This is a genomic window from Chelativorans sp. AA-79 (genome assembly GCF_029457495.1).
GTDB lineage: Bacteria > Pseudomonadota > Alphaproteobacteria > Rhizobiales > Rhizobiaceae > Chelativorans.
The window spans coordinates 4,353,065-4,376,944 of the sequence record NZ_CP120361.1; the positions used below are offsets into that span (position 1 = coordinate 4,353,065).

The window sequence follows — 23,880 nt, forward strand, 5'->3', positions numbered from 1 at the left end:
AACTGAATGAGCCACTTTCTCGACCGCCTCACCTTCTTCCGCAAGAACGTCTCCGAGTTCTCCGGCGGCCATGGCATCGTCACAGCTGAGGATCGCGGCTGGGAGGACGGCTATCGCAAGCGCTGGCAGCACGACAAGATCGTGCGTTCGACCCATGGCGTGAACTGCACCGGCTCCTGCTCGTGGAAGATCTATGTGAAGGGCGGTATCGTCACCTGGGAGACGCAGCAGACCGACTATCCGCGCACGCGCCCCGACCTGCCCAACCACGAGCCGCGCGGCTGCCCACGGGGCGCGAGCTATTCCTGGTATCTCTATTCCGGCAACCGCGTGAAGTACCCCCTGGTGCGCGGACGGCTCCTCAAGCTGTGGCGTGAAGCGCGCAAGGACAAGCCGCCGGTTGCTGCGTGGGCGTCGATCGTCGATGACGCCGACAAGCGCGCCTCCTATACCTCGATCCGCGGCCATGGCGGCTTCGTGCGGGCGGACTGGGACGAGGTCAACGAGATCATCGCCGCCGCCAACGCCTATACGGCGAAGAAATACGGGCCGGACCGCGTGGCGGGGTTCTCGCCCATCCCGGCCATGTCCATGGTCTCCTACGCGGCGGGCACGCGCTATCTTTCGCTGCTCGGCGGCACATGCCTTTCCTTCTACGACTGGTATTGCGACCTGCCGCCGTCCTCGCCGCAGACCTGGGGCGAGCAGACGGACGTGGCCGAGTCCGCTGACTGGTACAATGCCGGGTTCCTCATGCTGTGGGGCTCCAACGTGCCGCAGACGCGCACGCCGGACGCCCATTTCTATACGGAGGTGCGGTACAAGGGCACCAAGAGCGCCGTGGTCTCGCCCGATTATGCGGAAGCGACCAAGTTCGCCGACATCTGGCTCCAGCCGAAGCAGGGCACCGATGCGGCGCTGGCGCTTGCCATGGGTCACGTGATTCTCAAGGAGTATCACCTCGACCGGCAGGTGCCGTATTTCGCAGACTATGCGCGCAAATATACCGACCTGCCCATGCTGGTGCGCCTCGTCGAGAAGGACGGCGCGTATGTGCCCGGGCGCTTCCTGCGCGCCTCCGATTTCGACCGCAGTCTCGGCGAGCGCGAAAATGCCGACTGGAAGACCGTCGCTCTCGACGAGACGTCGGGCAAGGTCGTCGCGCCCAGCGGCACGGCCGGGTTCCGTTGGGACAAGAAGAAAGGCCGCTGGAATCTGGAGGAGAAGGACGGAAAAGACCGCGAGATCCGGCTCAAGCTCAGCCAGATCGGCGAAGGAAGCGAAACGGTCGCCGCGGCTTTTCCTTATTTCGGCGGCCGCGCGACCGAGCATTTCGTTAAGACCGAGCACGGCGAGGTGCTCGTCCGCAACGTTCCCGCTACCCGCATGAAGGTCAAGGACGGCGAGGCGCTGGTCGCCACCGTCTTCGATCTTATGTGTGCCAATTACGGCGTCGACCGCGGGCTCGGCGGCGAAAACGCCGCTGCTTCCTACGACGAGGACGTTCCCTGCACGCCCGCCTGGGCGGAGACGATCACCGGCGTGCCGCGTCAAGCCATCGTTACCGTGGCACGCGAGTTCGCTACCAATGCCGAGAAGACCAACGGCCGCTCCATGGTGATCCTCGGTGCCGGATTAAACCACTGGTACCACATGGACATGAACTACCGCGGCATCATCAATATGCTGGTGCTGTGTGGCTGCATTGGCCAGTCGGGCGGCGGTTGGTCGCACTATGTGGGTCAAGAGAAGCTGAGGCCTCAGACGGGGTGGCTGCCGCTTGCCTTCGCGCTCGACTGGAGTCGTCCGCCGCGGCAGATGAACGGCACCTCCTTCTTCTATGCCCACACGGACCAGTGGCGCTACGAGACGCTGTCGGTTGGAGAAATCCTCTCGCCCACCGCGCCCGACGGCGACTGGTCGGGCAGCATGATCGACTACAACGTGCGCGCCGAACGCATGGGCTGGCTGCCCTCGGCCCCGCAGCTCAAAGCCAATCCGCTGACGATCGCGGCAGAGGCCGAGGCCTCCGGGCTGGAGCCGAAGGACTATGTCGTGAAGGCGTTGAAGGCGGGGGGGCTGGAGCTTGCCTGCCACGACCCCGACCATCCGGACAACTGGCCGCGCAACCTCTTTGTCTGGCGGTCCAACCTGCTTGGCTCATCGGGCAAGGGGCACGAATATTTCCTCAAGCACCTGCTCGGCACCTATCACGGCGTGCTCGGCAAGGATCTGGGCGAGGAGGGGCACGAGAAGCCGAAGGAGGTCGCCTGGCGCGACGAGGCACCCAAGGGCAAACTCGACCTTCTCGTGACGCTGGACTTCCGTATGTCCACGACCTGCGTCTATTCCGACATCGTGCTGCCCACTGCCACCTGGTACGAGAAGAACGACCTCAACACCTCCGACATGCATCCCTTCATCCACCCGCTGACGGCGGCAGTGGATCCGGTCTGGGGTTCGCGCACCGACTGGGACATCTACAAGGGGATCGCCAAGAAATTCTCGGAGGTGGCGCCGGAGGTTCTGGGAGTGGAGAAGGATGTGGTGCTCACGCCCATCCTGCACGACAGCCCCGGTGAACTGGCGCAGCCATTCGATGTGAAGGACTGGAAGCGCGGCGAAACGGAGCCCATGCCCGGCCTGACGATGCCGCAAATTGCGGTGGTGGAGCGCGACTATCCGAACCTCTACAAGCGCTTTACCGCGCTCGGGCCGCTCATGGAAACGCTCGGCAATGGCGGCAAGGGTATCGCTTGGGAGACCGGGAATGAGGCCGAGGCGCTGAAGGCGCTCAACGGCGTCGTGCTCGAAGAGGGGCCGGCCAAGGGGTTCGCAAAGATCGAAAGCGACATCGACGCCGCCGAGGTCATCCTGATGCTGGCGCCGGAAACCAATGGCGAGGTGGCGGTGCGCTCCTGGAAGGCGCTATCGGAACGCACGGGCCGCGACCACGCCCATCTCGCCTTGCCCAAGGAAGACGAGAAAATCCGCTTCCGCGACCTCGTCGCCCAGCCGCGCAAGATCATCTCCTCGCCGATCTGGTCGGGGTTGGAGAGCGAGCATGTGTGCTACAACGCCGGCTACACCAACGTGCATCAGTTGATCCCGTGGCGAACGCTGACCGGCCGCCAGCAGCTCTACCAGGATCACCTGTGGATGCGCGCCTTCGGCGAGGGCTTCGTCACCTGGAAGCCGCCGGTCGATCTCAAGACCGTGGCCGAGGCGCTCAAGAACAACCATGATGGCAGTGCGCATGTAGTGCTGAATTTCATCACTCCGCACCAGAAATGGGGCATACACTCCACCTATTCCGACAACCTCCTGATGCTCACGCTCAACCGCGGTGGGCCGGTAGCGTGGATCAGCGAGACGGACGCGAAGACGGCCGGGATCCGTGACAATGACTGGATCGAGGTCTTCAACCGCAACGGTGTGCTGACGGCGCGCGCGGTGGTCTCGCAACGCGTCAATCCCGGCATGTGCATGATGTACCACGCACAGGAAAAGATCGTGAACACGCCCGGTACGGCGATCACCGGGCAGCGCGGCGGCATTCACAACTCCGTCACGCGCACGGTACTGAAGCCAACCCACATGATCGGCGGCTATGTCCACCAGGCCTACGGCTTCAACTATTACGGCACCGTCGGCTCGAACCGGGATGAATTCGTGATCGTGCGCAAGATGGTGGGTGCGGTCGATTGGATGGAAGAAAAATTGGAGGCCGCAGAATGACCATTCGCGCCCAGATCGGCATGGTGCTCAACCTTGACAAATGCATTGGGTGTCACACCTGCTCAGTCACCTGCAAGAACGTCTGGACGAGCCGCGAAGGCGTCGAATACGCCTGGTTCAACAATGTCGAGACAAAGCCCGGCATCGGTTATCCGAAGGAATGGGAGAACCAGAAGCGCTGGAAAGGCGGATGGAAGCGCCGGAAGAACGGCGGAATAGAGCCGCGGATCGGTGCCAAATGGCGGGTGCTCGCCAACATCTTCGCCAATCCCGACCTGCCCGAGATCGACGACTACTACGAGCCCTTTACCTTCGACTATGGGCACCTGCAAAACGCGCCCGAGTCCAAGGCTTTCCCGACCGCGCGGCCGCGCTCGCTGGTCACGGGCGAGCGCATGGAGAAGATCGAATGGGGGCCGAACTGGGAGGAGATCCTGGGCGGCGAGTTCGAGAAGCGCAGCAAGGACTACAATTTCGAGGGCGTGCAGAAGGAGATTTACGGGCAGTTCGAAAACACCTTCATGATGTACCTGCCGAGGCTGTGCGAGCATTGCCTCAATCCCACCTGCGTGGCTGCCTGCCCGTCCGGCGCCATCTACAAGCGCGAGGAGGATGGGATCGTCCTGATCGACCAGGACAAATGCCGCGGCTGGCGCATGTGCATCTCCGGCTGCCCGTACAAGAAGATCTATTACAACTGGTCGTCCGGCAAATCGGAGAAATGTACCTTCTGCTTCCCGCGCATCGAGGCGGGAATGCCGACCGTCTGCTCGGAAACATGCGTAGGCCGCATCCGCTATTTGGGCGTGCTGCTCTATGACGCCGACGCCATCGAGAAAGCGGCGAGCGTGCCCGACGAGAAAGACCTCTATCAGGCGCAGCTCGACCTGTTCCTCGACCCCAGCGACCCGGAGGTGATTGCCCGCGCCCGCGCCGACGGCGTGCCGGACGCCTGGCTGGAGGCAGCCAAGCGCTCGCCGGTCTACAAGATGGCGATGGAATGGAAGGTCGCCTTCCCGCTCCATCCCGAATACCGCACGCTGCCCATGGTCTGGTACGTGCCGCCGCTCTCGCCCATCCAGTCTGCTGCCGAGGCCGGCAAGATGGGCCTCGATGGCGACATGCCAGACGTGCGCTCGCTTCGCATCCCGCTCCAATATCTCGCCAACCTGCTCACCGCCGGCGACGAGGAGCCGGTGGCCAAGGCGCTCGAGACGATGCTCGCCATGCGCACCTACATGCGGGCGAAGACGGTGGACGGCGTGAGAGATGAGTCCATTGCCGACAAGGTCGGCCTCGGCGGCGATCAGATCGAGGAGATGTACCGCATCATGGCCATCGCCAACTACGAGGACCGTTTCGTCATCCCCACCTCCCATCGTGAGCTGGGCGAGGATGCCTACGATCTGCGCGGCTCCTGTGGCTTCTCCTTCGGCAATGGCTGCACGGACGGCAACAGCGAGGCCAGCCTGTTCGGCGGCAAAAAGCGCAAGGCCAGGAACCCGATGGAGATTGCCTGATGAAAACCTTCAAGGCGCTTTCGGCGCTGCTTTCCTATCCCACACAGGACCTCCTCGCCGCGCTGCCCGATATCCGCGCCGAACTTCATGAAGAAGGGCTGCTTGTGCAAGAGCGGCTTGTCGGGCTCGACCGCCTTTTTGGCTGGATGGGCGAGACCGGCATCTACGAGTTGGAGGAAGCTTACGTCCTCCTGTTCGACCGTTCGCGTGCACTCTCGCTCAACCTGTTCGAGCACGTCCATGGAGAATCCCGCGACCGCGGCCAGGCGATGGTCGATCTGAAGGCGCTCTATACGCAGTACGGCCTCGACATGGCACCGGGAGAGTTGCCGGACTTCCTGCCGCTTTTCCTGGAATTCCTTTCCGTCCTGCCGCCGGAAGAGGCCCGCGAGCACCTTTCCGACGCGGCGCATATCGTGGCCGCACTCGTCGAGCGTCTGGAGAAGCGGGAATCGCCCTATGCCGCCCTGCTCGCGGCGATTGCCGATCTGGCGGGGAATGGGCCTGATGTTTCGCTGGTGGCGGACGAGGGTACGGCTCCCGACGATCTCGCCGCGCTCGACGCGGCGTGGGAGGAGGCCGCGGTAACCTTCGGTCCCGGCGAGGCGCTCGACGGCTGTTCGAGCGATCGGCTGGCGACCCGCATGCGTGCCCACCGGCGCAACGCGGCTGCGCACGACGCAAGGGGAGACACGGCCAATGTTTGAACACATCAACTATGCCGTCTTCGGCCTCTACCCCTATCTGTGCCTGACCGTCTTTCTGGCCGGCAGCCTCATCCGCTTCGACCGCGAGCAATATTCCTGGAAGAGTTATTCCAGCCAGCTCCTGCGCCGAAGGCAGCTCATCTGGGGCTCCAATCTGTTCCACGTGGGCATTCTCGTTATCCTGCTCGGCCACATGGGCGGCCTGCTCACGCCGATCTGGATCTGGGACGCGCTGGGTGTGTCCCACGGCGCCAAGCAGTTGCTCGCCATGACGGTCGGCGGTATCGCCGGCATCGCCTGCTTCGTCGGGCTCACCATGCTCCTGCATCGTCGGCTGTTCGACGCGCGCATCCGCAAGACGTCAAACCCCAGCGACATCGCCGTGCTGGTCATCCTCTATGTCCAGCTTATTCTGGGTCTGGGGACCATTCCCGTCTCGGCCGGGCATCTCGACGGCGAGGAGATGGTGAAATTCATGAACTGGGCGCAGGGAATCGTCACCTTGCAGCCGGGCGTGGCCGACTATGTCGCCGACGTGCATCCCGTCTTCCGGGCGCATCTCTTTCTCGGCATGACGATCTTTCTCATCTTCCCCTTCACGCGCCTGGTGCACATCTGGAGCGCCCCTGTCTGGTATCTCGGCCGACGCGGCTATCAGATCGTGCGCACGAAGCGGCCTCAGGGCCACAGCATGGTGAAGCCAGCGGAGTAGGTACAATGGCGACCATCCTCATCGATCATCGCCCCCATGGCGCAGAGACGGCCGAGAACCTGAAACAAGGAAGCCCGGTCGCAGTGAAACCGGCGGCCCGCAGGCCGGCCGTGACGGTCGACGGCACGACGATCCCGCATGCCGCGATCGCCCGCGAAGCGCAGAACCATCCCGCCGAAAACCCCGCTACGGCGTGGGCCGAAGCGGCCCGCGCATTGGTCGTCCGCGAACTGCTCCTGCAGGAGGGGCGCCGGCTCAGCCTCGCGGCAGAACCAGTCGAAGACGGTGAGGGCCGCCGCGAGACCGAGGAGCAGGCACTTATCCGCGCACTGCTCGACCGAGAGCTTTCGGTGCCGGAAGCGGATGAAGCATCGTGCCGGCGCTACTTCGAGAAAAACCGCAACCGCTTCAGGAGCGCGGACCTCTTCGAGGCGGCGCATATCCTCTTCTCTGCCGACCGGCAGGACGAGGCGGCATTCGCCGAGGCGCTCCGATCCGCCACGGCAGCTTTGGATCTGTTGGCCGCGCATCCCGAGCGCTTTCCAGACCTTGCCCGAGAGCTGTCCGCCTGTTCATCGTCAGGGAACGGCGGCCATCTCGGTCAGTTCACACGGGATCAGGTCACGCCGGAATTTGCCGCTGCCCTTGACCGGCTGGAACCCGGCAGGATAGCAGCCGCACCGGTCGAGACGCGCTATGGTGCTCACATCATCCGTCTCGACCGCCGCATCGAGGGCCGCCTTCTTCCCTTCGAGGCCGTGCACGAGCAGATCGCCGCCTGGCTCGCCGATTCCGTTTGGCGCCGTGCTGCCGCGCAGTACATTTCCCTGCTTGCCGGCAAGGCCACGATCACTGGTGTGGACTTCGGCGGCGCCGATACGCCGCTCGTGCAGTGAGGCCGCGATGTTCGGTGAATTGATTGCTCATCTCGACCAGCCGGAAATCGCCGCCGAATTGCTGGCAACACTGGACGATGCCACGCTCGAAGCGACAATCCGCTCATATGCCGCCGCCAACGATATGGCCGTCGCAGACTGCGTGGCGGGGGTAGTCCGCAGCTTCCTCGACCAGGCCGACGACGATACCTGGCTTCAGCTTGTCGGTATCATGGGGCGGGCCGAGGATCCTGGCCTTGCCGCGCTCCGCGCGATCCTGCGGCATTGCGTCGACGATCTGAAAGCGACTGCCGTCGCTTGATCAAACGCGAAAGATTCTAAGCATGCTCATGGAAATTCCCGCGATAGCAGCTATCCGCGCCGACACCGGCGAACCCGTCGATCCGATCTTTGCCGACGTCACAACCGCTTTGCGTCGCTGCGGCCTGCGCATTGGCGGCATCCTGCAGGAAGAGCATCCCGGCTCTGGCGGTGCACGCTCCGTCACGCGCCTGCGCAACCTTTCCGACGACACGTTGATACAGATTTCACAGGATCTCGGCCGCCATGCCCGCGGCTGCCGCCTCGATCCGGGTGCACTCGCCGAGGCGGCGCGCCGGCTTGAAGCTACGGTCGACACGGGTGTCGATCTTCTGATCCTCAACCGCTTCGGCAAATCCGAGGCGGAGGGCGCTGGCCTGCGGCCCATCATCGAGCGGGCGATCCTGGCCGGGGTGCCGGTGCTCACCGCGGTTCGTGGGGAATATGCCTCCGCTTGGGAACAATTCCACGACGGAATGGCGGCGTGGCTTCCGGCGGATGCAAGGGCGGTGCTCGCATGGTGCCGGGCGGCGCCCGGCCTGGCTCAGGTGCCTGCCGATGCGCTGGACGCCGCCGAGCGCTGAATGGTCATGGTCCGTATCGGCATTCTCACCATTTCCGACCGCGCGAGCCGTGGGGAGTATGAAGATGCGAGCGGCGATGCCATCGAAACTTGGCTCACGCGCGCCATCACCTCACCCTGGTCATCTGACCGGCGTATCGTCCCCGATGGCATTGAGCCGGTCCGAAGCGCCCTGACCTCTCTTTGCGACAGGGATCATGCCGATCTCATCCTCACCACCGGTGGTACGGGGCCGGCTCCCCGCGATCTGACCCCGGAGGCGATGCAGATGGTGATCGAACGTGAACTGCCGGGCTTTGGCGAGCTCATGCGTCGTGTCAGCCTGGAAACCGTGCCCACCGCCATCCTCTCGCGGCAGATGGCGGGCACTCGTGGACACACCCTGATCGTCAACCTGCCGGGCAAGCCCGCCTCAATCGATGTCTGCCTGGATGCCGTGTTCCCGGCGATCCCCTATTGCCTGGACCTGATCGGGGCGGGCCGGATCGATACGGACCCGCATGTGTGCGGTGCCTTTCGGCCTTCTTGAGAACTCAGGGCGAGCGAGTATGTCGTCAAGAGGGTTTCTTGTTCACGCCATCGGTCGACGATGCCGCGGTATGGCGCAACAGACGGGCAGCTTCAACCGCCTGGCTGGCGATTTCGTCGAACAAGAGTGCCATCTCCATGAAAACGGTGGGATCGCTCTCGCGGTCGGTGATTTCGTCGATTTCGGCGAGGAACGAGAGTTGAGCGGCAATCCAATCCCTCCGGTGGCGTGCCTCCCTCAATCCGTTCCTCAACTGATGACGGCTTTCGAGAGCGGAAAAGCGATCGAGCGCTTCGTCCAGTTTCGTCCGGCAGCGGCAATCCAGTTCCACGGAAGACAACACCCGGCGCAGCCGTGAAGCGACGTCGGAACGGTTTGGGCTATCGGCAGGCTTGGTCACGGCTCGATTCTCCCTCACCAGTTGGCCCATGTTGGCGTCGGTGCTCTGCTTCTCGAAGCAATCCCGGAAGGATAACAACCCGAGTGGGAGGGACGTTGATGTAGCGCAAGCTCGGAAGAAAACATATGTGTCAAACGTGGCGTCATGTGCGATGCCGTTACCGGTCAGGAAGGCGTCTCTCGCGCGCGTCTTCCATCGCTGGCCGGCTCTCCAGGTGCGGTGAGCCTTCGCGACCAATCCTCGACGGCCCGACGTTCGAGCCGGCGGCGTGCCAGCTTGCGCCAGGAATCGGCCAATTCGGGCAAATCTGCGAGCCGGGCAAGACTGCCTAAATTCAGGGTATCGCGGTAGAGCACGTCCATGATGCGCTCCAGCGTCCATCCGTCGGCCGGCCGTTCGACGAGAGCGATGGAATCGCCCGCCTCGAGACGGCCTTCCTCCAGAACGCGGTAGTACCAACCGGTGCGCCTGCTTTCCTGAACCTGGCGGGCCATGGTCGGCTCGCCGAACCGCTCGTTGAGCCGCCAACAAGGCTGGCGGCCTTGCGACACCTGCACCAGCGCCGTCCCCAGGCGGTAGATATCCCCGACGCAGACATCTTTCTCCGTCATGCCTTCGCTCGAGACATTCTCCCCGAAGGCGCCGACGGTGGCGAGCTGCTCCACCAAGGAAGGTATTTCGCGCCGCCACCCGGCATAGTGATCGTAAGGATAGTGATGCACGGCCTTCTCGGGGCCGCCGTGATTTTTGCGGTCGCCCTGCGCATCCCCGGAAAGACCGTCGCGTTGCACCCTAAGCGGCCCTGTCGTCGGGCGCTTGTATATGCCGCTGGGAACGCCGCGGGAGCCAAGCGGCGCGAGACCGCCGACCAGAACCGCGTGTATCGACACGGTCATCGCGTCTCGCCCCCACGGTGCGAGTGGGTGTGAAAGCCGCTTTCCGTCACGATCACATCCATTGGAATATCATGCGGTTGCGGGTAGATGGTTGGGAGAGCGGCTTGCTCATAGCCAAGGCCGATCACATGCGGCTTTTTCTGCATGGCGGCGAGCGTTCGATCGAAGAAGCCGCCGCCATAACCAAGCCGGTAACATGCGCTGTCGAAGCCGACGATCGGCGCGATGACGACGTCCGGCATGACCTCCTCGCCCTTTGCCGGCACGAGAATATTCCAGATGCCGCGCTCCAGCTTGTCGCCAGGTTTCCAGGCGCGGAACACGAGAGGCGCATGCCGTTCGACCACCACTGGCAATGCGCAGGAGCCGCCACGCACAAGGATGTCTTTCATCCAGCCTCGCAGGTCGGGTTCACCACGGAAAGGCCAGTATGCGCTAACGATCCGGCCTGACACATCAGGCAGTACCCTATCAAGGCTCGCGCTGATCTTCTCGGCAAGCCTGGACCGTTCATCTGCGGAAAGCGCCAGCCGTTCCTCAATCAGCCTTTGGCGCTCCGCCTTGCGCCAACGCGCAACATCGATGCGCTGTTGCAGATCATCGACCGCCAGTCCCAAATAGTCCGAATCAAGCTCATGCATGTAGCAGGGTGGTGATGCATAGGAGCCCGTTCCGTCACGCTCGTCGTCGTCTCGTTTTCCACTCATATCATGCTCCTGGCCCGGTGCTCGACCTGCTGGCGGGTTTACCGCCGCTTCACGATGTTGATCCATGCCGCTCGCCCAACATGGATCACCAATCCGGCAAACGTAGCCAACCATGCAGAGATGGCCACAAATATGAAGACCTTCGGGATGGAGACGAGAAAGGGCAGATCAAGCGCTCGTGAAAGCTGGTACGTCCCGGTCGTGTACATTCCGAGGGGAAACACCATTCCCCAGAGCTGCGGCTCATAGACCATCTTGTCCCTCCGTATCACGTACCGCCAAGCCATGAGCGCCAGCAGGAAGGGAATCCACCAGGTGGCAGCAGCCCAGAAGAACAGTGTAAAGCCCTTTAGAAACGGCAGATAATCCGCAAGTAGCGGCCAATGATCGGCGCGCATGATGAGCGTGGAGCCGGCAAGTGTCGTGATCGCAACCGCGCCCATGTTGATCCAGTAAGGTGGCGCGAAGTCGCGTGCTGCCAAGCGCACAAAGGTCAGACGGTAGAAAATCAGCGGAATAATGGCGAGATAAAGCATGCAGCCGATCATGAACATGGCGAGGGACAGGAATTGTATCTCCACGGTTGGCGCCGTTTGCAGATCGAGTGTCCCGCGCAAGACGACGATTGACTGTGTCGCGACCGCTGCGATCAGCCAGGCACCGTTGATTCCGGCTGCAAGCGATGGCTTGTTCTCGCGCACCGTGACGGCAGTGAAGAACGCGTACATCACGAGCAGCCATAGGCCGAGCCCGACATACCATAGCGTGCTCGCAACGTCGGGAGCATCGGCCACAATCGCGCTCTGGGTCCCGAGGACGCACGTCCCAGCGACCAGCGTAAAAAACCCTGGTGCGCGTTGATGATCGGAAAGATCCTCGGTCAGCTTGCTTCGGAACAGGATTATCCGGAGCAGCGTCAGGATCCAAAGGATCACGTAGGCGATCCAGTTAATGCCGACGAGGAGAGAGGCAAATGCCGGGAACCCTAAAAGCTGGCATGCGATGGACACCACGCCCGTCGCCATCACCAGAGCGAAGTATCCGGGAAACAGACTCTCGGCCGCACTGAGGACGAAGGGTCCCAGCGCCGACGATCTCTGTTTGCTATCAGGGGGGGCGGCCATCTGTCAGTGTTCCAGGTAGCGCGTCACCAGATCGAGCTGGAGAAAGAAGATAAGCAAAGCCGTGTTTCCCGCCCATGCCACCGTCAACCAGCGGGCCAGTAGACCCCAGAACGGATGCGCGTTGGTTGCGCAGCGCCAGACAGATACAAGAATCCAGATTGTATAACCGGCAAAGCCGAACAGCAGGAGTTGCTGCGCAACGAGCCGACCTTCGTGTATTGCCAGAACGTGAAGGAAAACGAAGATGGCGCTCGCGCTGACGCCATAGCCCCAAAACACCTTCCCGAGCGGTTCTGCGCCGTGCCATGCGCGCAACTCCGGCTCGAAGAAGCCGGAAGTGACGCGTGCCACAAAAGATTTGGAGCGTCGTCCCGATGTCATATTTGGCGCCTTCACGTGGGCGGGCAGCCTGTTTGCCGAAATCTCACACCTCCTTGTCTTGATCTCCCGGTGGGCCGGACGGAAGGTGCCTCGGTGTTACCGGGACGCCCCACTATCTCCCCAAAGCCAGTCTTCCAGCCAGTCAAAAAGGACTGCCAGGACAATTGCGAGGGCGACGATTACAAGACGCTGTCGTGCATACCGCATCGCGCTGGTGGGCGGATACCATAGCTCGGCCATCATTTCATGAAATCGAACCGGGAGCCGAGGCCCCATAAGGTGGACGAGCCCACTCACCGCTGCGCGTCCGGTTGCACAGCGGTTGTCGACCCCGCCGGGTATGCGTGTCCCGCTGATTCCGGTTGTCCAAACCTCGGGAACAGCACGTTGTTCTCCAGATGGATATGCTCCATGACGTCGTCAACGAGTTTGGCCCCGCCCGCACAGAGCGCTTGCCAGGATCGGCAAGCGCCTTCCGGCGGAACAAAACCGTTGGCTATCTCTTCCAGCCGCCGCAGGTGATCGCCATGACGGTGGTGATCATCACGCATCTGCTCGATCGAAAGCGCATCGAGAGGATCACCATCCCGTCGCATCAGCGGGAAGAGTTCCATCTCCTCCTTCTGCATGTGCACCTCGAGTTCTGAATGCATCTCGTGGAGCGTGTCGGCGAGTCCGATCGGAGCCTGCGGGTGGACGGCATGAACCGCCTCGACCTTGCGCGCGAGACGTATCAGCTCCGGCAGCTCGCGCCGATGCGTTTCATGGTATCGGCTCAGGATATGATCGATCAGTGGACCGGTTTCTTCCGGTACCGTGAGACCTGCGTTCGGATCGAGTGCGGCGAGTGCGCCTTCAATGGAGGCGATATCCAAACCCCGCTTGCTGGCCACTTCCCCCAGCGTCAGATCGCCACCGCAGCAAAAATCCAGCTTGAACTTCCTGAACACGGCGGTAGCGCCGGGCAATGCAGCTGCGATTTCGCCGATGTTGCGGTCCCTGAGAGAGACTTTCGCGGTTTCGCTGGTCATCGTTCATTTCCTTTCCGATCCGGAGGTAGATTTTCCGCCGTGATCCGCCCGCGACGCAAAGGGATATTGTACATATATCTCTATTCTGACTCTGCGTCCCTTGCAAACGCTTGTGGGCGGACGCCCGTGCTATTGACCGAGGTTAAACGTCAGTCATGGATTCCCGGCCCTTCGCAGGGAGTGTGGGAGCTGGTGTTGGCCGAAGTCGATCGTCGAACGCCGGAGAACCTGGCCTGCATCATTGACATCCAGTCGGACACGACGTCCCTTGTAGAAGAAGGTCAGCCGATGCAGCCCGCGATGTTCCCCCTCGCCATGCTCGCAAATGCTCGTGATCTCGTTCTCGCACATCAGCGTCTGGACGCGGTGCGCTGGCACATTCAGGAGATCTCCCAGCAGTGCGGCGTCGATGCAAAAACCGTCTTCGTTTCTTTCTAGCAACATCCGCAGTTCCTCAAGGAAGACAGAGCGCCCCTCCGTGCAGAATGCAGGCGACGCCCGGCGATTGCGATTTGAAAGTCAGTTGCGCCTCCTCCGTCCGCGCATCTTACCAAGGCAGCTTCGGTGTTAGCCGATGCAGCAGAACGTCAAAGCGCCTGGCGGTTTTCGGGCTGGTGTGCCTCAATGCGACGCAAGCCTGCCCGGCGAGACGGCAGGCGAACTCGATCTCGCCAGCTTCTGCGAGTGCCTTGAGGCTCGCGGCCAGGATGTCGGCGAGATGCCGTGCTTCACCGTCTACGCCAGCTCCACTGGCGGTGATTTCGTTTCCATGCTCGCTCACCAGCCGCCTCCGTCGCGTATTCCGAAGCGCGCCTTGGCCCTCTCGCTCATCATTTCTGGTGTCCAGCGTGGTTCGTAGGTGAGCTTCACGTCCACGAACTCGACCCCCGGCACGTTGCTTGCGCACTCGCCTGCGCCCGCTTTCAGATAGTCCGTCGCCGGACATCCGGGCGTGGTCGTAGTCATAGTGAGATGAACCACACCACCATCTTCGATGGCAACGTCGTAGATCAGGCCGAGATCGACGATATTGTAACCCAGTTCCGGGTCTATCACCTGACGCAGCGCATCTCTTATGCGCTCGGCAAAATCATTTGTGTCTCCCTCCGCAACGGTGCGGTCGGATGACGGTGCGTCAGATCCTGCGGGCTCGACGACCACCGGCGCGCCGGACATAAAGTGCTCCATGATCGCGCCCAGGATCGCCGGCTTCAGGTGCTGCCACTCACCGCCCCCCTTGGTGACGGTAATGAAATCACCGCCGAGGAATATGCCCGATACGCCCGGAATCTGGAACAACCGTGCCGCGAGCGGAGAGCTTGCAGCCTGTGAGCTATCGTGGAGGTCGAGTGTGCCGTGGCTGAGCACTTCGCGACCAGGCAGGAATCTGAGGGTCGCAGGGTCCGGCATCGGCTCGGTCTGGATGAACATGGCGGTCAGGCTCCGTGCTGGCTCGCGACCCTCACCAGGATCCTGTATGTCTTACCATCCGGCTCAAAGCCGCCCCGCCAGCAATGTCCCCGTTTCTCGAGTTCGGGGAACAGGAACACCGGCTCGCGGCACAGCAGTGCCGAGACAACCTCGCCTTCCTTCATAGTTTCGGTCGCGGCCAGAATGCGCACCATTGGCTCGGGTGGATCGAGGTCACGATTGTCCATTTCGGTGACTGGCTCTGGCCATTCCTCGCCGTCCCCAGCTGCAATCGAGACTTCGGCTTCTGAGGGCTTCTCTACTCCGGTCGGCCTGAAGAGCACTTCCCAGTCGCCGGCTTCGAGTTCCCTCGCTTCATGTGAATAGCCTTTCGCGCCAAGGACGCTGAAGAGCGGTACGGGCTCGAACGTGGCGAGTAGCCGCAGGCCCTCCCCTGGGCCGAGCGCGGCGACCGCGCTCAGGATTTCCTCAAAGGGTTCTCCGCCGGCGCGCAGGATGGGGCGGACATCAAGGTCTACGAATGTCATTGTCATCGGCTTTCTCCTTTCGGATCAACTTTGTCGGGCGACCGACATAAGGAGGCGGGGTCGCGATGCGCCTGCCGGAAGACGCTGCTCTGCCCCCACGTTGAGCAGCCGGCGGGTGCACAGAAGCTGCACGACGATCCCGGAAGTCGCGACAAGCATCACCGCGGCCGCAAACCTGAATGCGAAGGTGTGTTCCAGGAGGAGCGCAGCAGTGCCGGACCAAACAGCGAGGAAGTAGATGAGGAACCATTTGATCGCGCGTTGCTCGATCACCAGGTCCTGCACTCTCGGCGTCGACGCCCTGCCGAGCACGGGTCCGTAGCATTCGAGCCACGTCAGAAAAGCGACGATCTTGTAGAGCTTGGCGAGGCCGAGCCCGGACAACCAGCCGAAAGCGACCAGGAAGACGAGCGGGGCGATGAAGTCTGACAGCCGGCCGAGTGCGAGTAGGACAGCCATGAGAACGACGGAGGCCGCAAGCGAAGCGAGCGATAACGCTGCCATGCGGCTGTTCAATTCTATGTCCCGGCGCTTTCGGGCGCGATAAAGATGGAGCATGTCGCGCCCATAAAGCGCCAAAGCCGCAACGGCGATGAGGCCCGCAACAAGGAGGGCGGTATCAGGCTGTCCCTCCCACCAGATAGCGGCAACTCCGCCCACGATTGCGATGGTTAGCCCGGCTGCGCCAAGACCGAGCGCCGCATGCGTACTCGGCGAATCGAGTTCCGGTGCGAGCATGAACATGGCCAATAATCGGTAGCTGACGCCCATGGCGGTAAAGGTCAGCCAGCCGCCAAAGCCGGCAATCGCGTGGATGGAAACCCCTTCAGCGGCTATGGCAAGGAAAGGCGGATATGTGGTTGCGCCTCCGAGAACGAGCGCAAAGATAATCCCCAACGTCGCAGCAACGGCAACGCTGCAAAGCCCGATCACAACAAAACGTGCCGGCAGAGGCAACGGCCGCGCGGCCCACAATGTACGCCCGAGGTTCCAGAGAACGAGCGCAAACCCAGCGCCGAGAAGCGCGCTGGCGAGCAGAAAATATGGCAGAACCGGCTGCACTCGCCCTGCGAGCGTCAGAAAGCCGAGAAGCAGTGCCGCAATGCCGCCGATCAGGCAGATGAGCGTCGGCAAAGGCAACGTGTTGCTGAAAAGAGGCTTCGCGACAAGAACCGGCACGAACTGGAACAGCGCGCCGCACATCAGGAGGCTCAGCCATCCGAGCGCGACGACGTGTACCAGAACGAGCGTGTCAGGAGACTTCAGCGGTGCGTTCGGAAAGCCGTATCCCAGGGTCATCATCAACTCCGCCGCAACAAGGGCAAGGAGTGATGCTGCGAAATAGGACATGGTCCAGCGAGACAGCGAAACTCCAGTCATGATCGGACACTCCTCGAGATCGTACCGGGCACCGGCCCGGTACGATCCGAAATGGCTGGACTAGGCAGCTTCGGCACGCTTCCCTATCTCGACACGCCAGACTTCCGGTCCGCGTTCGAGATAGTCCCACGAGAATTGCTCCGGATACTCTGCCTCGAGCTGATAGTAGAGCGGTTTGGGATCGTGGTCGTTCACCAGGATGAACGCCTCGCCCGCCACGAGGCTTCCCACCAGCTCGAAGATTCGTCTGTGTCGCTCAGCCGGCACCAGCGTACGCACGTCCATTACATCAATATCCCGATCCTCAGGTCTGGTCGTCATCTGAAACTCCTTCTTTCGGCCAGGGAGGCGGTCAGTGGCCTCGCAAGTGTGGAAGGACGTGCCCAATCGGAAGCGAGTGCACGCGACCTTGCCACGTCGAGCCCGGCCTTACGCCTATGTCGCAGCGTTGATCATAAAAGATGTATTGTCAATATATCTTTTATCGTCTATCGATTGTGAAGCGATGCCAACGCATGGACATGCGTGGCGCAGCTTGCAGAGAGCAAAGAAAGACGATGACCCATTTAGGCATCATGACGGGCGGAGAGCACCTAGTCGCAGGCACGGCCGCAAAACTAGTCCAAGTGAGACAAAAGACCGCCGAACGAGAAGAGCTTGCCCGAGCGCTACTGGCTGCCTTTCGCCGGCATCCTCACGTCAACAATGTGATGACCCATATCAGCCACGGACAGTGGGATCGCGTGGAGGAAGCGCTCCGCGCCATTCTCGACCCGACTGCTGCGGCCGGCACACTATCCCCGCTGGCGATCAATATCGTGGAGTTAATTGCGGCGGAACAGGGCGTCACTGGGCGTATACTCAGCCTCTTCATGAAAGAGTTGCTGGCCAGGTTGCTGCCGCCACAGGAGGCCGCCTGCGTGCAAGCGCACATCTCTGGGGTCTTCGAAGCCTCTGCATCCGAGCGGCCATCCGCCGCTCACGCGCGAAAAGCAGGCGCCAATCACGGAAGGAGACTCTGATGGATGATCCAACCAGAAAATTCGATGCGGGTCGGCGGGCATTTCTGGAGTCCTTGATACGCGATGATTACGCGCGATGCCATCCAGGGGAAACACTCGACGACCTAATATACCGCGCACGCTTTTCGCGAGAGGACCAGGGTCTCTTGCGCGACTGGCTCATGTTTGCCGTCACGCGGGAAAAGGAGCACCAGGTAGAGAAGGCCGCTAGCTCTCGCGTTTTCCATCAGGCGGCGTGACAGGCGTTGGCACAGTTGCCGTTGGTAAGCGGGCTGGCAGGTTCACAAGTCAGAGTGCACGGCGGTTACTGGTAAGGGGAGAAACAGCATGGCGTTCGAGAAAATTGAACAGTGAGTCGGACCGCCAGCGTGAGACGACATCAGGAGATGTATCGATGAGGAAACCAAGCAAAGAACAGCCGTCGAAGCCGGTTAAGGTGCAGGCCTATGACGATTCCGGCCACACCTTGTTGCCCATGCTCATCGCAGGCCTGGTGCTGATCATAATTGGCGCCCTGTTTGTGATGGCATTTGTTTAGGTAGAAAGAACTGTGACAGCGTACCTATCCGCTGAGGTCGGCCACAGGTTTGACGGCTGATCCGTGGGATCCCAATGTTCCGGAGATGGTCATGTCTGAGATGAGTTTTCCAAAAGCCACGCGTAAGCACGCCGAGCGCCGGCACGCGCTGTCGCCCAACTCCGACGACGCTTTTCGAGCGTTTTCAAAGGCGGTGTTTGATGATGGTGCGCTCGACAAGCATACGAAGCAGCTCATCGCGGTAGCCGTGGCTCATGTGACCCAATGTGCCTGGTGCATCGAGGGCCATGTCAATGCCGCGCGCCGAGAGGGAGCGAGCGCAGAAGAGATCATGGAAGCGATTTGGGTCGCCGCCGAGATGCGCGCGGGGGCGACAGTCGCACACTCTATAAAAACACTCGAGCTATTGGACGATGCCCAAAAACGATAGCTTCCCGCACGGCGGCAGACCGTCATGACGGGCACCGCCGAACAAATGCGGGCTTGGCGCGGTCCAGCTCTGCTGAGCTATGGTTTCCGCCCGTTCTTCTTCGGCGCGGGGATCTGGGCTTCGCTGGTAATGGTGATCTGGATATCCCTGTTGAACGGTATTCTGGATCTTCCCATAGCGTTTGATCCTGTTTCCTGGCATGCGCACGAGTTCCTGTACGGCTATCTGAGTGCGGTGATCGCTGGCTTCTTGTTCACGGCCGTACCGAACTGGACCGGACGTCTACCAATCGTGGGCTGGCCGCTCGGCGCATTCTTCGCTCTCTGGATCGTGGGCCGGATCGCCATCGCACTGTCGGCCGGGCTTTCTCCAATTCTGGTGGCGGCCGCCGATCTCGCATTCCCGCTTGTGTTGGCCGTAGCGATCGCGCGGGAAATCATTAAGGGACGTAACTGGCGAAATCTGATCGTGTTGGCGATGCTTGGCGTGTTGATTGCCGGCAATCTGGTTTTCCATTGGGAAGCCGCGCATGGAGACTATGCGGCCCGCGGCATGGGGCTGCGAATCGGGCTTGCGGCCGCAGTCATGCTGATTGCGATAATCGGCGGCCGAATCGTGCCATCCTTTACCCGCAACTGGCTGGCGCGACAAAGTTCTCCGGTCCTTCCTGCACCTCCTATGCAGCGGTTCGACAAGGTGGCGCTGTCGGTTCTTGCGGTTGCGTTGTTATTGTGGATTGTGCTGCCGCATACATCCACGACCGGACTAGCGATGCTTTTGGCAGGCGGCATGCACTCGCTTCGGCTGGCGCGCTGGGCCGGAGACCGGACCGCATCGGAGCCGCTCGTCCTTGTTTTGCATGCCGGCTTTGCCTTTGTGCCTCTTGGTGCGCTCGCGATCGGAACGGCAATTCTTGAGCCCGAATGGATAGACATGGCCGCGGCACAGCACGTCTGGATGGCCGGTGCTATCGGAGTGATGACCGTCGCAGTGATGACGCGTGCCACGCTCGGTCACACCGGGCGCGCACTGACTGCCGATCTGGGTACCGTCATGATATACATCCTGCTCATCGTCGCTGTACTCGTACGCGCTCTGGCCGGACTGACGCCTTCGCTCGCCGTCGCGTTGAATAGCCTTGCCGGGCTTGCCTGGATCGCGGCGTTCAGTGGTTTCTCAGTGCTCTATGGACGCTATCTGCTTCGATCCAAAGTGCGCGCTTAACGTCAGATTTACCCACCAATTGCCGTGCTGACCGCAGATATGGCGAGGTGCTTGAGACCCGCCCTATTTTCCGCTCCCGTGTTCCTCAGACTGTTCTGCGATCGCCCCCTCGAGTGAGTCGCCTTGCCTTCGCTCGCCCATCACTGGCAGCTTTCGAATCTCGGTGACGTAGTTCAGCAGAAGCGATACGACAACAATGCCGTAAAGCAGCATGAATATGCTCGAATTGAACCGGAAGGTCTCGACAATTGCCCCGAACATGATCGGCAACAGGAATCCGCCGAGGCCTCCAACCATGCCGACAATACCCGAGACGGTTCCCATGGAATCCGGAAACTCGTCGCCGATATATTTGAAAGTTGAGGCCATTCCGCAGGCGAAGGCGACACCGAGAACGAAGAGAATGCCCGCGAAGAACCAGAAGGGCGGCGCGACTGAGAAGTGCAGCGGGTTGTCATCCACTGTGTGGATTATCAGATCGTGCTTCGGGTAGGACAACAGAAACAGGCAGATCCAAGCGACCCAAAGGACCCACCAAGTGACCGCGTGGGCGCCGAAGCGATCCGCCAACCAGCCACCAAGCGCACGGAACCCTCCGCCCGGCAGAGAGAAGCAGGCGGCAAGAAGAGCAGCCTGCGCGATGGAAAAGCCATACTCGCTTCTAAAATAACTCGGCATCCACACTGACAGGGCTGTAAAGCCGCCGAACAGGATCGAATAGTACTGGCAGTATTTCCACACTTGAGGGTTCTTCAGGATGGCAAACTGTCTGATGGTGGATTTGGGCGTCATCCCACTCGCGCCGGGATCCGGCGCGGATAAAAGCCAGAACAGAGCCGCGGTTGCGATAAGGGCAACGGCATAGACTCGCGGCACAGCCTGCCAGCCATAGGCATTGATGAGAGCTGGTGCAATAAACATGTTTGCCGCCGCGCCGACAGTCCCAGCGCCGAAGACGCCCATCGCGAAGCCGCGGTGCTCCTTCGAAAAGAAGCGTGCCACATACGGCGTACCGACCGAGAATGAGGCCCCGACCAGACCGAGTGCCAGACCAAGCAGAAGAAACTGCCAGAGCGCGGTTGCGTAGGATGACAGCCAGAGCGGAATCGCGCAGACAACGAGAAGGGCGAACATGACGACCCGCCCGCCCAACCGGTCCGTCCAGATTCCGAGAGGCAGCCGGAACAGAGAACCGGTCAGGATAGGGGTGGCCGTTAGCAGCCCAAATTGGAAAGCGTCGAGGCCGAGTTCTTCCTGGATCGGGATGGCCGTGACGCCGAACATCATCCACACCGCAAAGCACACGATGAATGCCCAGGTCGTGACGGCCAGAACGATGATGCTTCGCATGTTCGACATAATGCCCCTCGTGAAAACCCGGTCTACGGTTTCGCGCCCCCCCCTCGTGGAGACAGCGGCCTGTCGGCAGAGTTGACGAAAGTGCGGTGTTCGGGCCCTCCCTGCGATTCGGCTGAAGGCGCATAGGCGAAACCAGCGAAAATCCCGTTGACGAAATTGTTAGCAGCAAGGACACCTCCGGCATTACCATGCCAGCCGCCACTGATCCAAACTCAGCCGAAGGCCAGGTAAAGGAGAATCAGTACGCCGACGATCGTGACAACAAGCCAGATCATGGGCCAAGCACGCCCCTCCTCGCGCTGAACCGAAGCCGTCTCCAAGGGCGACGGGCTCGGCGTTGAGGTGTTGTGGGTCGTCTCCTTGCGGCTTTTCAGCGCCGGATTTAGCCCCCGCTTCCCATCGTCATGTCCCTGAGTCATGATCTGGTCCTCCACTGGCCGCACACGCAGTATCCAAGGCACGCCGTTCCATGGCCAGTCGCCACCGCACCATCGTCAACAGACAGGCGGTTCCGGGGTCGGAACTGTCCCGCATCCGCGACGTCAGGCTTGCCCAATCCTCCTCCGATGCGATCTGCGAAAAGGCCGAAAGAGCGCCGCGCACGAACTCCGCGGTGCTTTCGCCCGACCGTTCTGCCGCCGCCTCCACTTCCGACAGAAGACCAGGCATCGTCTCGCGCAACCAGGTCTGGAAGGCGCCCGAAGAGTGCCGCGCCTCGGCAAGGATATCGCCCAGCATCGCCATCAGGTTACCCCGGGTTCGACCATCGCCTCGATGGCAATACCGTCGACCTCGGCACGCTCGGCGAGCCCGGCGATATAACGCGCCGCGGCGATCGACCAGCTACGCGCCTCAAGCATTTCGGCGATCTTGTCCTTCACCAACTCGAAGGGCAACACATGGCCCTCGATCTTGCGCGCCAGGCGGATTACGTGCCAACCATAGCGTGAGCGCACCGGTTCAGATCGTGTCCTTCCTTCTTCCAGTGCCATGATTGCATTCTCGACATCCGGCAAAAGTTCGCCGCGCCGCACCTGGCCGAGCGAGCCGCCCTGATGCGCCGAAGGACAGGCCGAAAGTTCCCGCGCCACTTCTGCGAAAGCGGCGGAATCATCGCCGATCTCTCCGATAATGGCACGGGCCTGCGCCTCGGCCTCATCCCATGCTTCCGTATCGTCGCCTTCTGGCTCTATCAGGATATGCGAAGCTTCAAAAAGGTCCGGCGTACGGAATTTTCTGGCCTGCGCCGCATAGAAGCGATGGCACTCGTCTTCGTCTGGAACGGCGGGCGTGACTTCCTTGTCCAGCAGTGCTTCGATCACCGCATCGGTGTCCGTCTCGACCCGGCCTGCCTCATCAGGCTGTGGATCGGCTTCGATGCCAAGCCGTTCAGCCTCCTGCAACAGGAGCTCGCGGATGGCGAGCGCCCGCACGGCCTCGGTCCATGCAGTTTTGGGATCGGCTGCGGGGTGATGTTGGATCTCCCGGGCGATCCCCTCGGGCGTGATTTCCACGCCGTTGACCCAGACCTGGGAAAAGCTTGGCGGTTGCATTCGGGGCGCTGGCCCGCCGCCGCACCCGCCCGCCTGGCAAGCGCTCATCATCACGGGCTCGGGACGCCTATCGGTTCTCGGCTTTTGCGTATGTGTGGCGTTGCTCATGCTCCGCTCTCCCCGCTTTCCGATTGTTGTCGTGCTGTCGTCTGGGCTCCATATCCGCCCAGCGCGCCAGGCCCCGCAGCTCGCCGCCGCACGGGCCCGAGCGAGCGGACGATCTGATAGCCCGGACGGAACAGGTACCAGATCGGCGCACTCCAGATATGCACAAGTCGCGTGAATGGCGTAATCATGAACAGTGTCAGGCCAAGAATGATGTGAAGCTTGTAGATCAGAGCCACGTCCGCGATAAGGTCCGGCGCCTCGGGATTCAGCGTCAGGATTCCGCTCGCCCAACCCATGAACTGCACCATTTCGCTGCCGTCGAGATGCTGCATGGTCCAGTAGATCGTGCCAACGCCCAGCACGAGCTGAAGCCAGATCAGCACCAGAACGGCAATGTCGCCGATCGAGGAGCTCTGCCGAACACGGGGGTCGGCCAGCCGCCGGTGCAAAAGGATCGTTGCCCCGATCAAGGCCATAATGCCAGCAATCCCGCCCACGACAAGGGCCACCAGCTGCTTGAAGCCGTGGCTGATGCCCAGTGTGTCAAGCACCCCGATCGGCGTCAGAAGGCCGAAGAGATGGCCGACGAAGAGCACCAGCACGCCGAGATGGAAGAGGTTCGAGCCGATCATCATCTGCCTGCGGCGCAGGAACTGGCTCGACTGCGCGCGCCAGCTGTACTGGGCCGCATCGAAACGCAAGATCGAGCCGACGAACAGCACTGTCAGCGCCAGGTACGGATACCAGCCGAAGGCCAACTGATTGAGAAAGTCGTTCATCGCAC

30 protein-coding genes are annotated in these 23,880 nt (G+C 61.6%); 13 read left to right on the top strand and 17 right to left on the bottom strand.

Going from position 1 to position 23,880, the window contains the following annotated elements:
* Positions 1–6 precede the first annotated feature (6 nt).
* Genes PVE73_RS21315 through mog form a run of 8 tightly spaced genes read left to right on the top strand, consistent with a single transcriptional unit; the run spans position 7 to position 8,985 of the window.
* The gene (locus tag PVE73_RS21315) at positions 7–3,738 is read left to right on the top strand and encodes a nitrate reductase subunit alpha (protein WP_277364162.1); all 3,732 of its coding nucleotides are present in this window, start codon (positions 7–9) and stop codon (positions 3,736–3,738) included.
* Positions 3,735–5,258, top strand: coding sequence for a nitrate reductase subunit beta (gene narH, locus PVE73_RS21320; RefSeq protein WP_277364163.1), 1,524 nt, complete (start codon positions 3,735–3,737; stop codon positions 5,256–5,258). The genes PVE73_RS21315 and narH overlap by 4 nt, the downstream gene beginning before the upstream one ends.
* Complete coding sequence (narJ, locus tag PVE73_RS21325; RefSeq protein WP_277364164.1) at positions 5,258–5,965, top strand: nitrate reductase molybdenum cofactor assembly chaperone; 708 nt, start codon at positions 5,258–5,260, stop codon at positions 5,963–5,965. The genes narH and narJ overlap by 1 nt, the downstream gene beginning before the upstream one ends.
* Positions 5,958–6,677, top strand: coding sequence for a respiratory nitrate reductase subunit gamma (gene narI, locus PVE73_RS21330; RefSeq protein WP_277364165.1), 720 nt, complete (start codon positions 5,958–5,960; stop codon positions 6,675–6,677). The genes narJ and narI (PVE73_RS21330) overlap by 8 nt, the downstream gene beginning before the upstream one ends.
* Before the next feature lie 5 nt (positions 6,678–6,682).
* On the top strand, positions 6,683–7,573 hold the full coding sequence (locus tag PVE73_RS21335; protein WP_277364166.1) for a peptidylprolyl isomerase: 891 nt from the start codon (positions 6,683–6,685) through the stop codon (positions 7,571–7,573).
* Between the two features lie 7 nt (positions 7,574–7,580).
* Positions 7,581–7,874 (top strand): hypothetical protein, encoded by a 294-nt coding sequence (locus PVE73_RS21340; protein WP_277364167.1) that lies wholly within the window; start codon positions 7,581–7,583, stop codon positions 7,872–7,874.
* A gap of 22 nt (positions 7,875–7,896) precedes the next feature.
* On the top strand, positions 7,897–8,457 hold the full coding sequence (locus PVE73_RS21345; RefSeq protein ID WP_277364168.1) for a DUF2478 domain-containing protein: 561 nt from the start codon (positions 7,897–7,899) through the stop codon (positions 8,455–8,457).
* A 6-nt stretch (positions 8,458–8,463) separates the two neighbouring features.
* Positions 8,464–8,985 (top strand): molybdopterin adenylyltransferase, encoded by a 522-nt coding sequence (mog, locus tag PVE73_RS21350; RefSeq protein ID WP_277364169.1) that lies wholly within the window; start codon positions 8,464–8,466, stop codon positions 8,983–8,985.
* Between the two features lie 25 nt (positions 8,986–9,010).
* Here the strand turns inward: mog and PVE73_RS21355 are convergent, their stop codons facing one another.
* From PVE73_RS21355 to PVE73_RS21410, 12 genes are all read right to left on the bottom strand, one after another.
* The gene (locus PVE73_RS21355) at positions 9,011–9,415 is read right to left on the bottom strand and encodes a hypothetical protein (RefSeq protein WP_277364170.1); all 405 of its coding nucleotides are present in this window, start codon (positions 9,413–9,415) and stop codon (positions 9,011–9,013) included.
* A 134-nt stretch (positions 9,416–9,549) separates the two neighbouring features.
* Positions 9,550–10,281, bottom strand: coding sequence for an MOSC domain-containing protein (locus tag PVE73_RS21360; protein WP_277364171.1), 732 nt, complete (start codon positions 10,279–10,281; stop codon positions 9,550–9,552).
* On the bottom strand, positions 10,278–10,988 hold the full coding sequence (locus PVE73_RS21365) for a 5-formyltetrahydrofolate cyclo-ligase (protein ID WP_277367544.1): 711 nt from the start codon (positions 10,986–10,988) through the stop codon (positions 10,278–10,280). Before PVE73_RS21365 ends, PVE73_RS21360 begins: the two co-directional genes overlap by 4 nt.
* A 38-nt stretch (positions 10,989–11,026) precedes the next feature.
* Positions 11,027–12,112 (bottom strand): tellurite resistance/C4-dicarboxylate transporter family protein, encoded by a 1,086-nt coding sequence (locus PVE73_RS21370; protein WP_277364172.1) that lies wholly within the window; start codon positions 12,110–12,112, stop codon positions 11,027–11,029.
* A gap of 3 nt (positions 12,113–12,115) precedes the next feature.
* Positions 12,116–12,493 (bottom strand): hypothetical protein, encoded by a 378-nt coding sequence (locus PVE73_RS21375; RefSeq protein ID WP_277364173.1) that lies wholly within the window; start codon positions 12,491–12,493, stop codon positions 12,116–12,118.
* Positions 12,494–12,786: 293 nt separating this feature from the next.
* The gene (gene ric / locus PVE73_RS21380; protein ID WP_277364174.1) at positions 12,787–13,524 is read right to left on the bottom strand and encodes an iron-sulfur cluster repair di-iron protein; all 738 of its coding nucleotides are present in this window, start codon (positions 13,522–13,524) and stop codon (positions 12,787–12,789) included.
* Positions 13,525–13,677: 153 nt separating this feature from the next.
* The gene (locus PVE73_RS21385; RefSeq protein WP_277364175.1) at positions 13,678–13,968 is read right to left on the bottom strand and encodes a DUF6522 family protein; all 291 of its coding nucleotides are present in this window, start codon (positions 13,966–13,968) and stop codon (positions 13,678–13,680) included.
* A 103-nt stretch (positions 13,969–14,071) separates the two neighbouring features.
* On the bottom strand, positions 14,072–14,305 hold the full coding sequence (locus tag PVE73_RS21390; RefSeq protein ID WP_277364176.1) for a hypothetical protein: 234 nt from the start codon (positions 14,303–14,305) through the stop codon (positions 14,072–14,074).
* Positions 14,302–14,955 (bottom strand): NifU N-terminal domain-containing protein, encoded by a 654-nt coding sequence (locus PVE73_RS21395; protein ID WP_277364177.1) that lies wholly within the window; start codon positions 14,953–14,955, stop codon positions 14,302–14,304. Before PVE73_RS21395 ends, PVE73_RS21390 begins: the two co-directional genes overlap by 4 nt.
* A gap of 5 nt (positions 14,956–14,960) precedes the next feature.
* Positions 14,961–15,488, bottom strand: coding sequence for a DUF2249 domain-containing protein (locus PVE73_RS21400; protein ID WP_277364178.1), 528 nt, complete (start codon positions 15,486–15,488; stop codon positions 14,961–14,963).
* Positions 15,489–15,506: 18 nt separating this feature from the next.
* On the bottom strand, positions 15,507–16,862 hold the full coding sequence (locus PVE73_RS21405; protein ID WP_277364179.1) for a hypothetical protein: 1,356 nt from the start codon (positions 16,860–16,862) through the stop codon (positions 15,507–15,509).
* A gap of 60 nt (positions 16,863–16,922) precedes the next feature.
* Entirely contained in the window at positions 16,923–17,183 is a 261-nt protein-coding gene (locus tag PVE73_RS21410; RefSeq protein ID WP_277364180.1) for a DUF2249 domain-containing protein, read from the bottom strand.
* Positions 17,184–17,419: 236 nt separating this feature from the next.
* Here PVE73_RS21410 and PVE73_RS21415 point away from each other — a divergent pair, with 236 nt between their 5' ends.
* The 5 genes from PVE73_RS21415 (at position 17,420) to PVE73_RS21435 (ending at position 20,076) form a co-directional block, all read left to right on the top strand.
* The gene (locus tag PVE73_RS21415) at positions 17,420–17,884 is read left to right on the top strand and encodes a hypothetical protein (RefSeq protein WP_277364181.1); all 465 of its coding nucleotides are present in this window, start codon (positions 17,420–17,422) and stop codon (positions 17,882–17,884) included.
* On the top strand, positions 17,884–18,123 hold the full coding sequence (locus PVE73_RS21420; protein WP_277364182.1) for a hypothetical protein: 240 nt from the start codon (positions 17,884–17,886) through the stop codon (positions 18,121–18,123). Before PVE73_RS21415 ends, PVE73_RS21420 begins: the two co-directional genes overlap by 1 nt.
* A gap of 155 nt (positions 18,124–18,278) precedes the next feature.
* Positions 18,279–18,422, top strand: a complete 144-nt coding sequence (locus tag PVE73_RS21425; RefSeq protein ID WP_277367594.1) for a hypothetical protein — start codon at positions 18,279–18,281, stop codon at positions 18,420–18,422.
* Between the two features lie 91 nt (positions 18,423–18,513).
* Positions 18,514–18,852, top strand: a complete 339-nt coding sequence (locus PVE73_RS21430) for a carboxymuconolactone decarboxylase family protein (RefSeq protein WP_277364183.1) — start codon at positions 18,514–18,516, stop codon at positions 18,850–18,852.
* A 24-nt stretch (positions 18,853–18,876) separates the two neighbouring features.
* Complete coding sequence (locus tag PVE73_RS21435) at positions 18,877–20,076, top strand: NnrS family protein (RefSeq protein ID WP_277364184.1); 1,200 nt, start codon at positions 18,877–18,879, stop codon at positions 20,074–20,076.
* Positions 20,077–20,139: 63 nt separating this feature from the next.
* Here the strand turns inward: PVE73_RS21435 and PVE73_RS21440 are convergent, their stop codons facing one another.
* From PVE73_RS21440 to narI (PVE73_RS21460), 5 genes are all read right to left on the bottom strand, one after another.
* Positions 20,140–21,435, bottom strand: coding sequence for a nitrate/nitrite transporter (locus PVE73_RS21440; protein WP_277364185.1), 1,296 nt, complete (start codon positions 21,433–21,435; stop codon positions 20,140–20,142).
* A gap of 212 nt (positions 21,436–21,647) precedes the next feature.
* Positions 21,648–21,854: a hypothetical protein gene (locus PVE73_RS21445; protein ID WP_277364186.1), complete on the bottom strand. Its 207-nt coding sequence runs from the start codon at positions 21,852–21,854 to the stop codon at positions 21,648–21,650.
* Positions 21,838–22,179: a hypothetical protein gene (locus PVE73_RS21450; protein WP_277364187.1), complete on the bottom strand. Its 342-nt coding sequence runs from the start codon at positions 22,177–22,179 to the stop codon at positions 21,838–21,840. Before PVE73_RS21450 ends, PVE73_RS21445 begins: the two co-directional genes overlap by 17 nt.
* On the bottom strand, positions 22,179–23,039 hold the full coding sequence (locus PVE73_RS21455) for a peptidylprolyl isomerase (RefSeq protein WP_277367545.1): 861 nt from the start codon (positions 23,037–23,039) through the stop codon (positions 22,179–22,181). The genes PVE73_RS21450 and PVE73_RS21455 overlap by 1 nt, the downstream gene beginning before the upstream one ends.
* A 53-nt stretch (positions 23,040–23,092) precedes the next feature.
* A complete protein-coding gene (gene narI, locus PVE73_RS21460; protein ID WP_277364188.1) occupies positions 23,093–23,875 on the bottom strand; it encodes a respiratory nitrate reductase subunit gamma in 783 nt (260 codons plus the stop codon).
* Between the last annotated feature and the right edge of the window lie 5 nt (positions 23,876–23,880).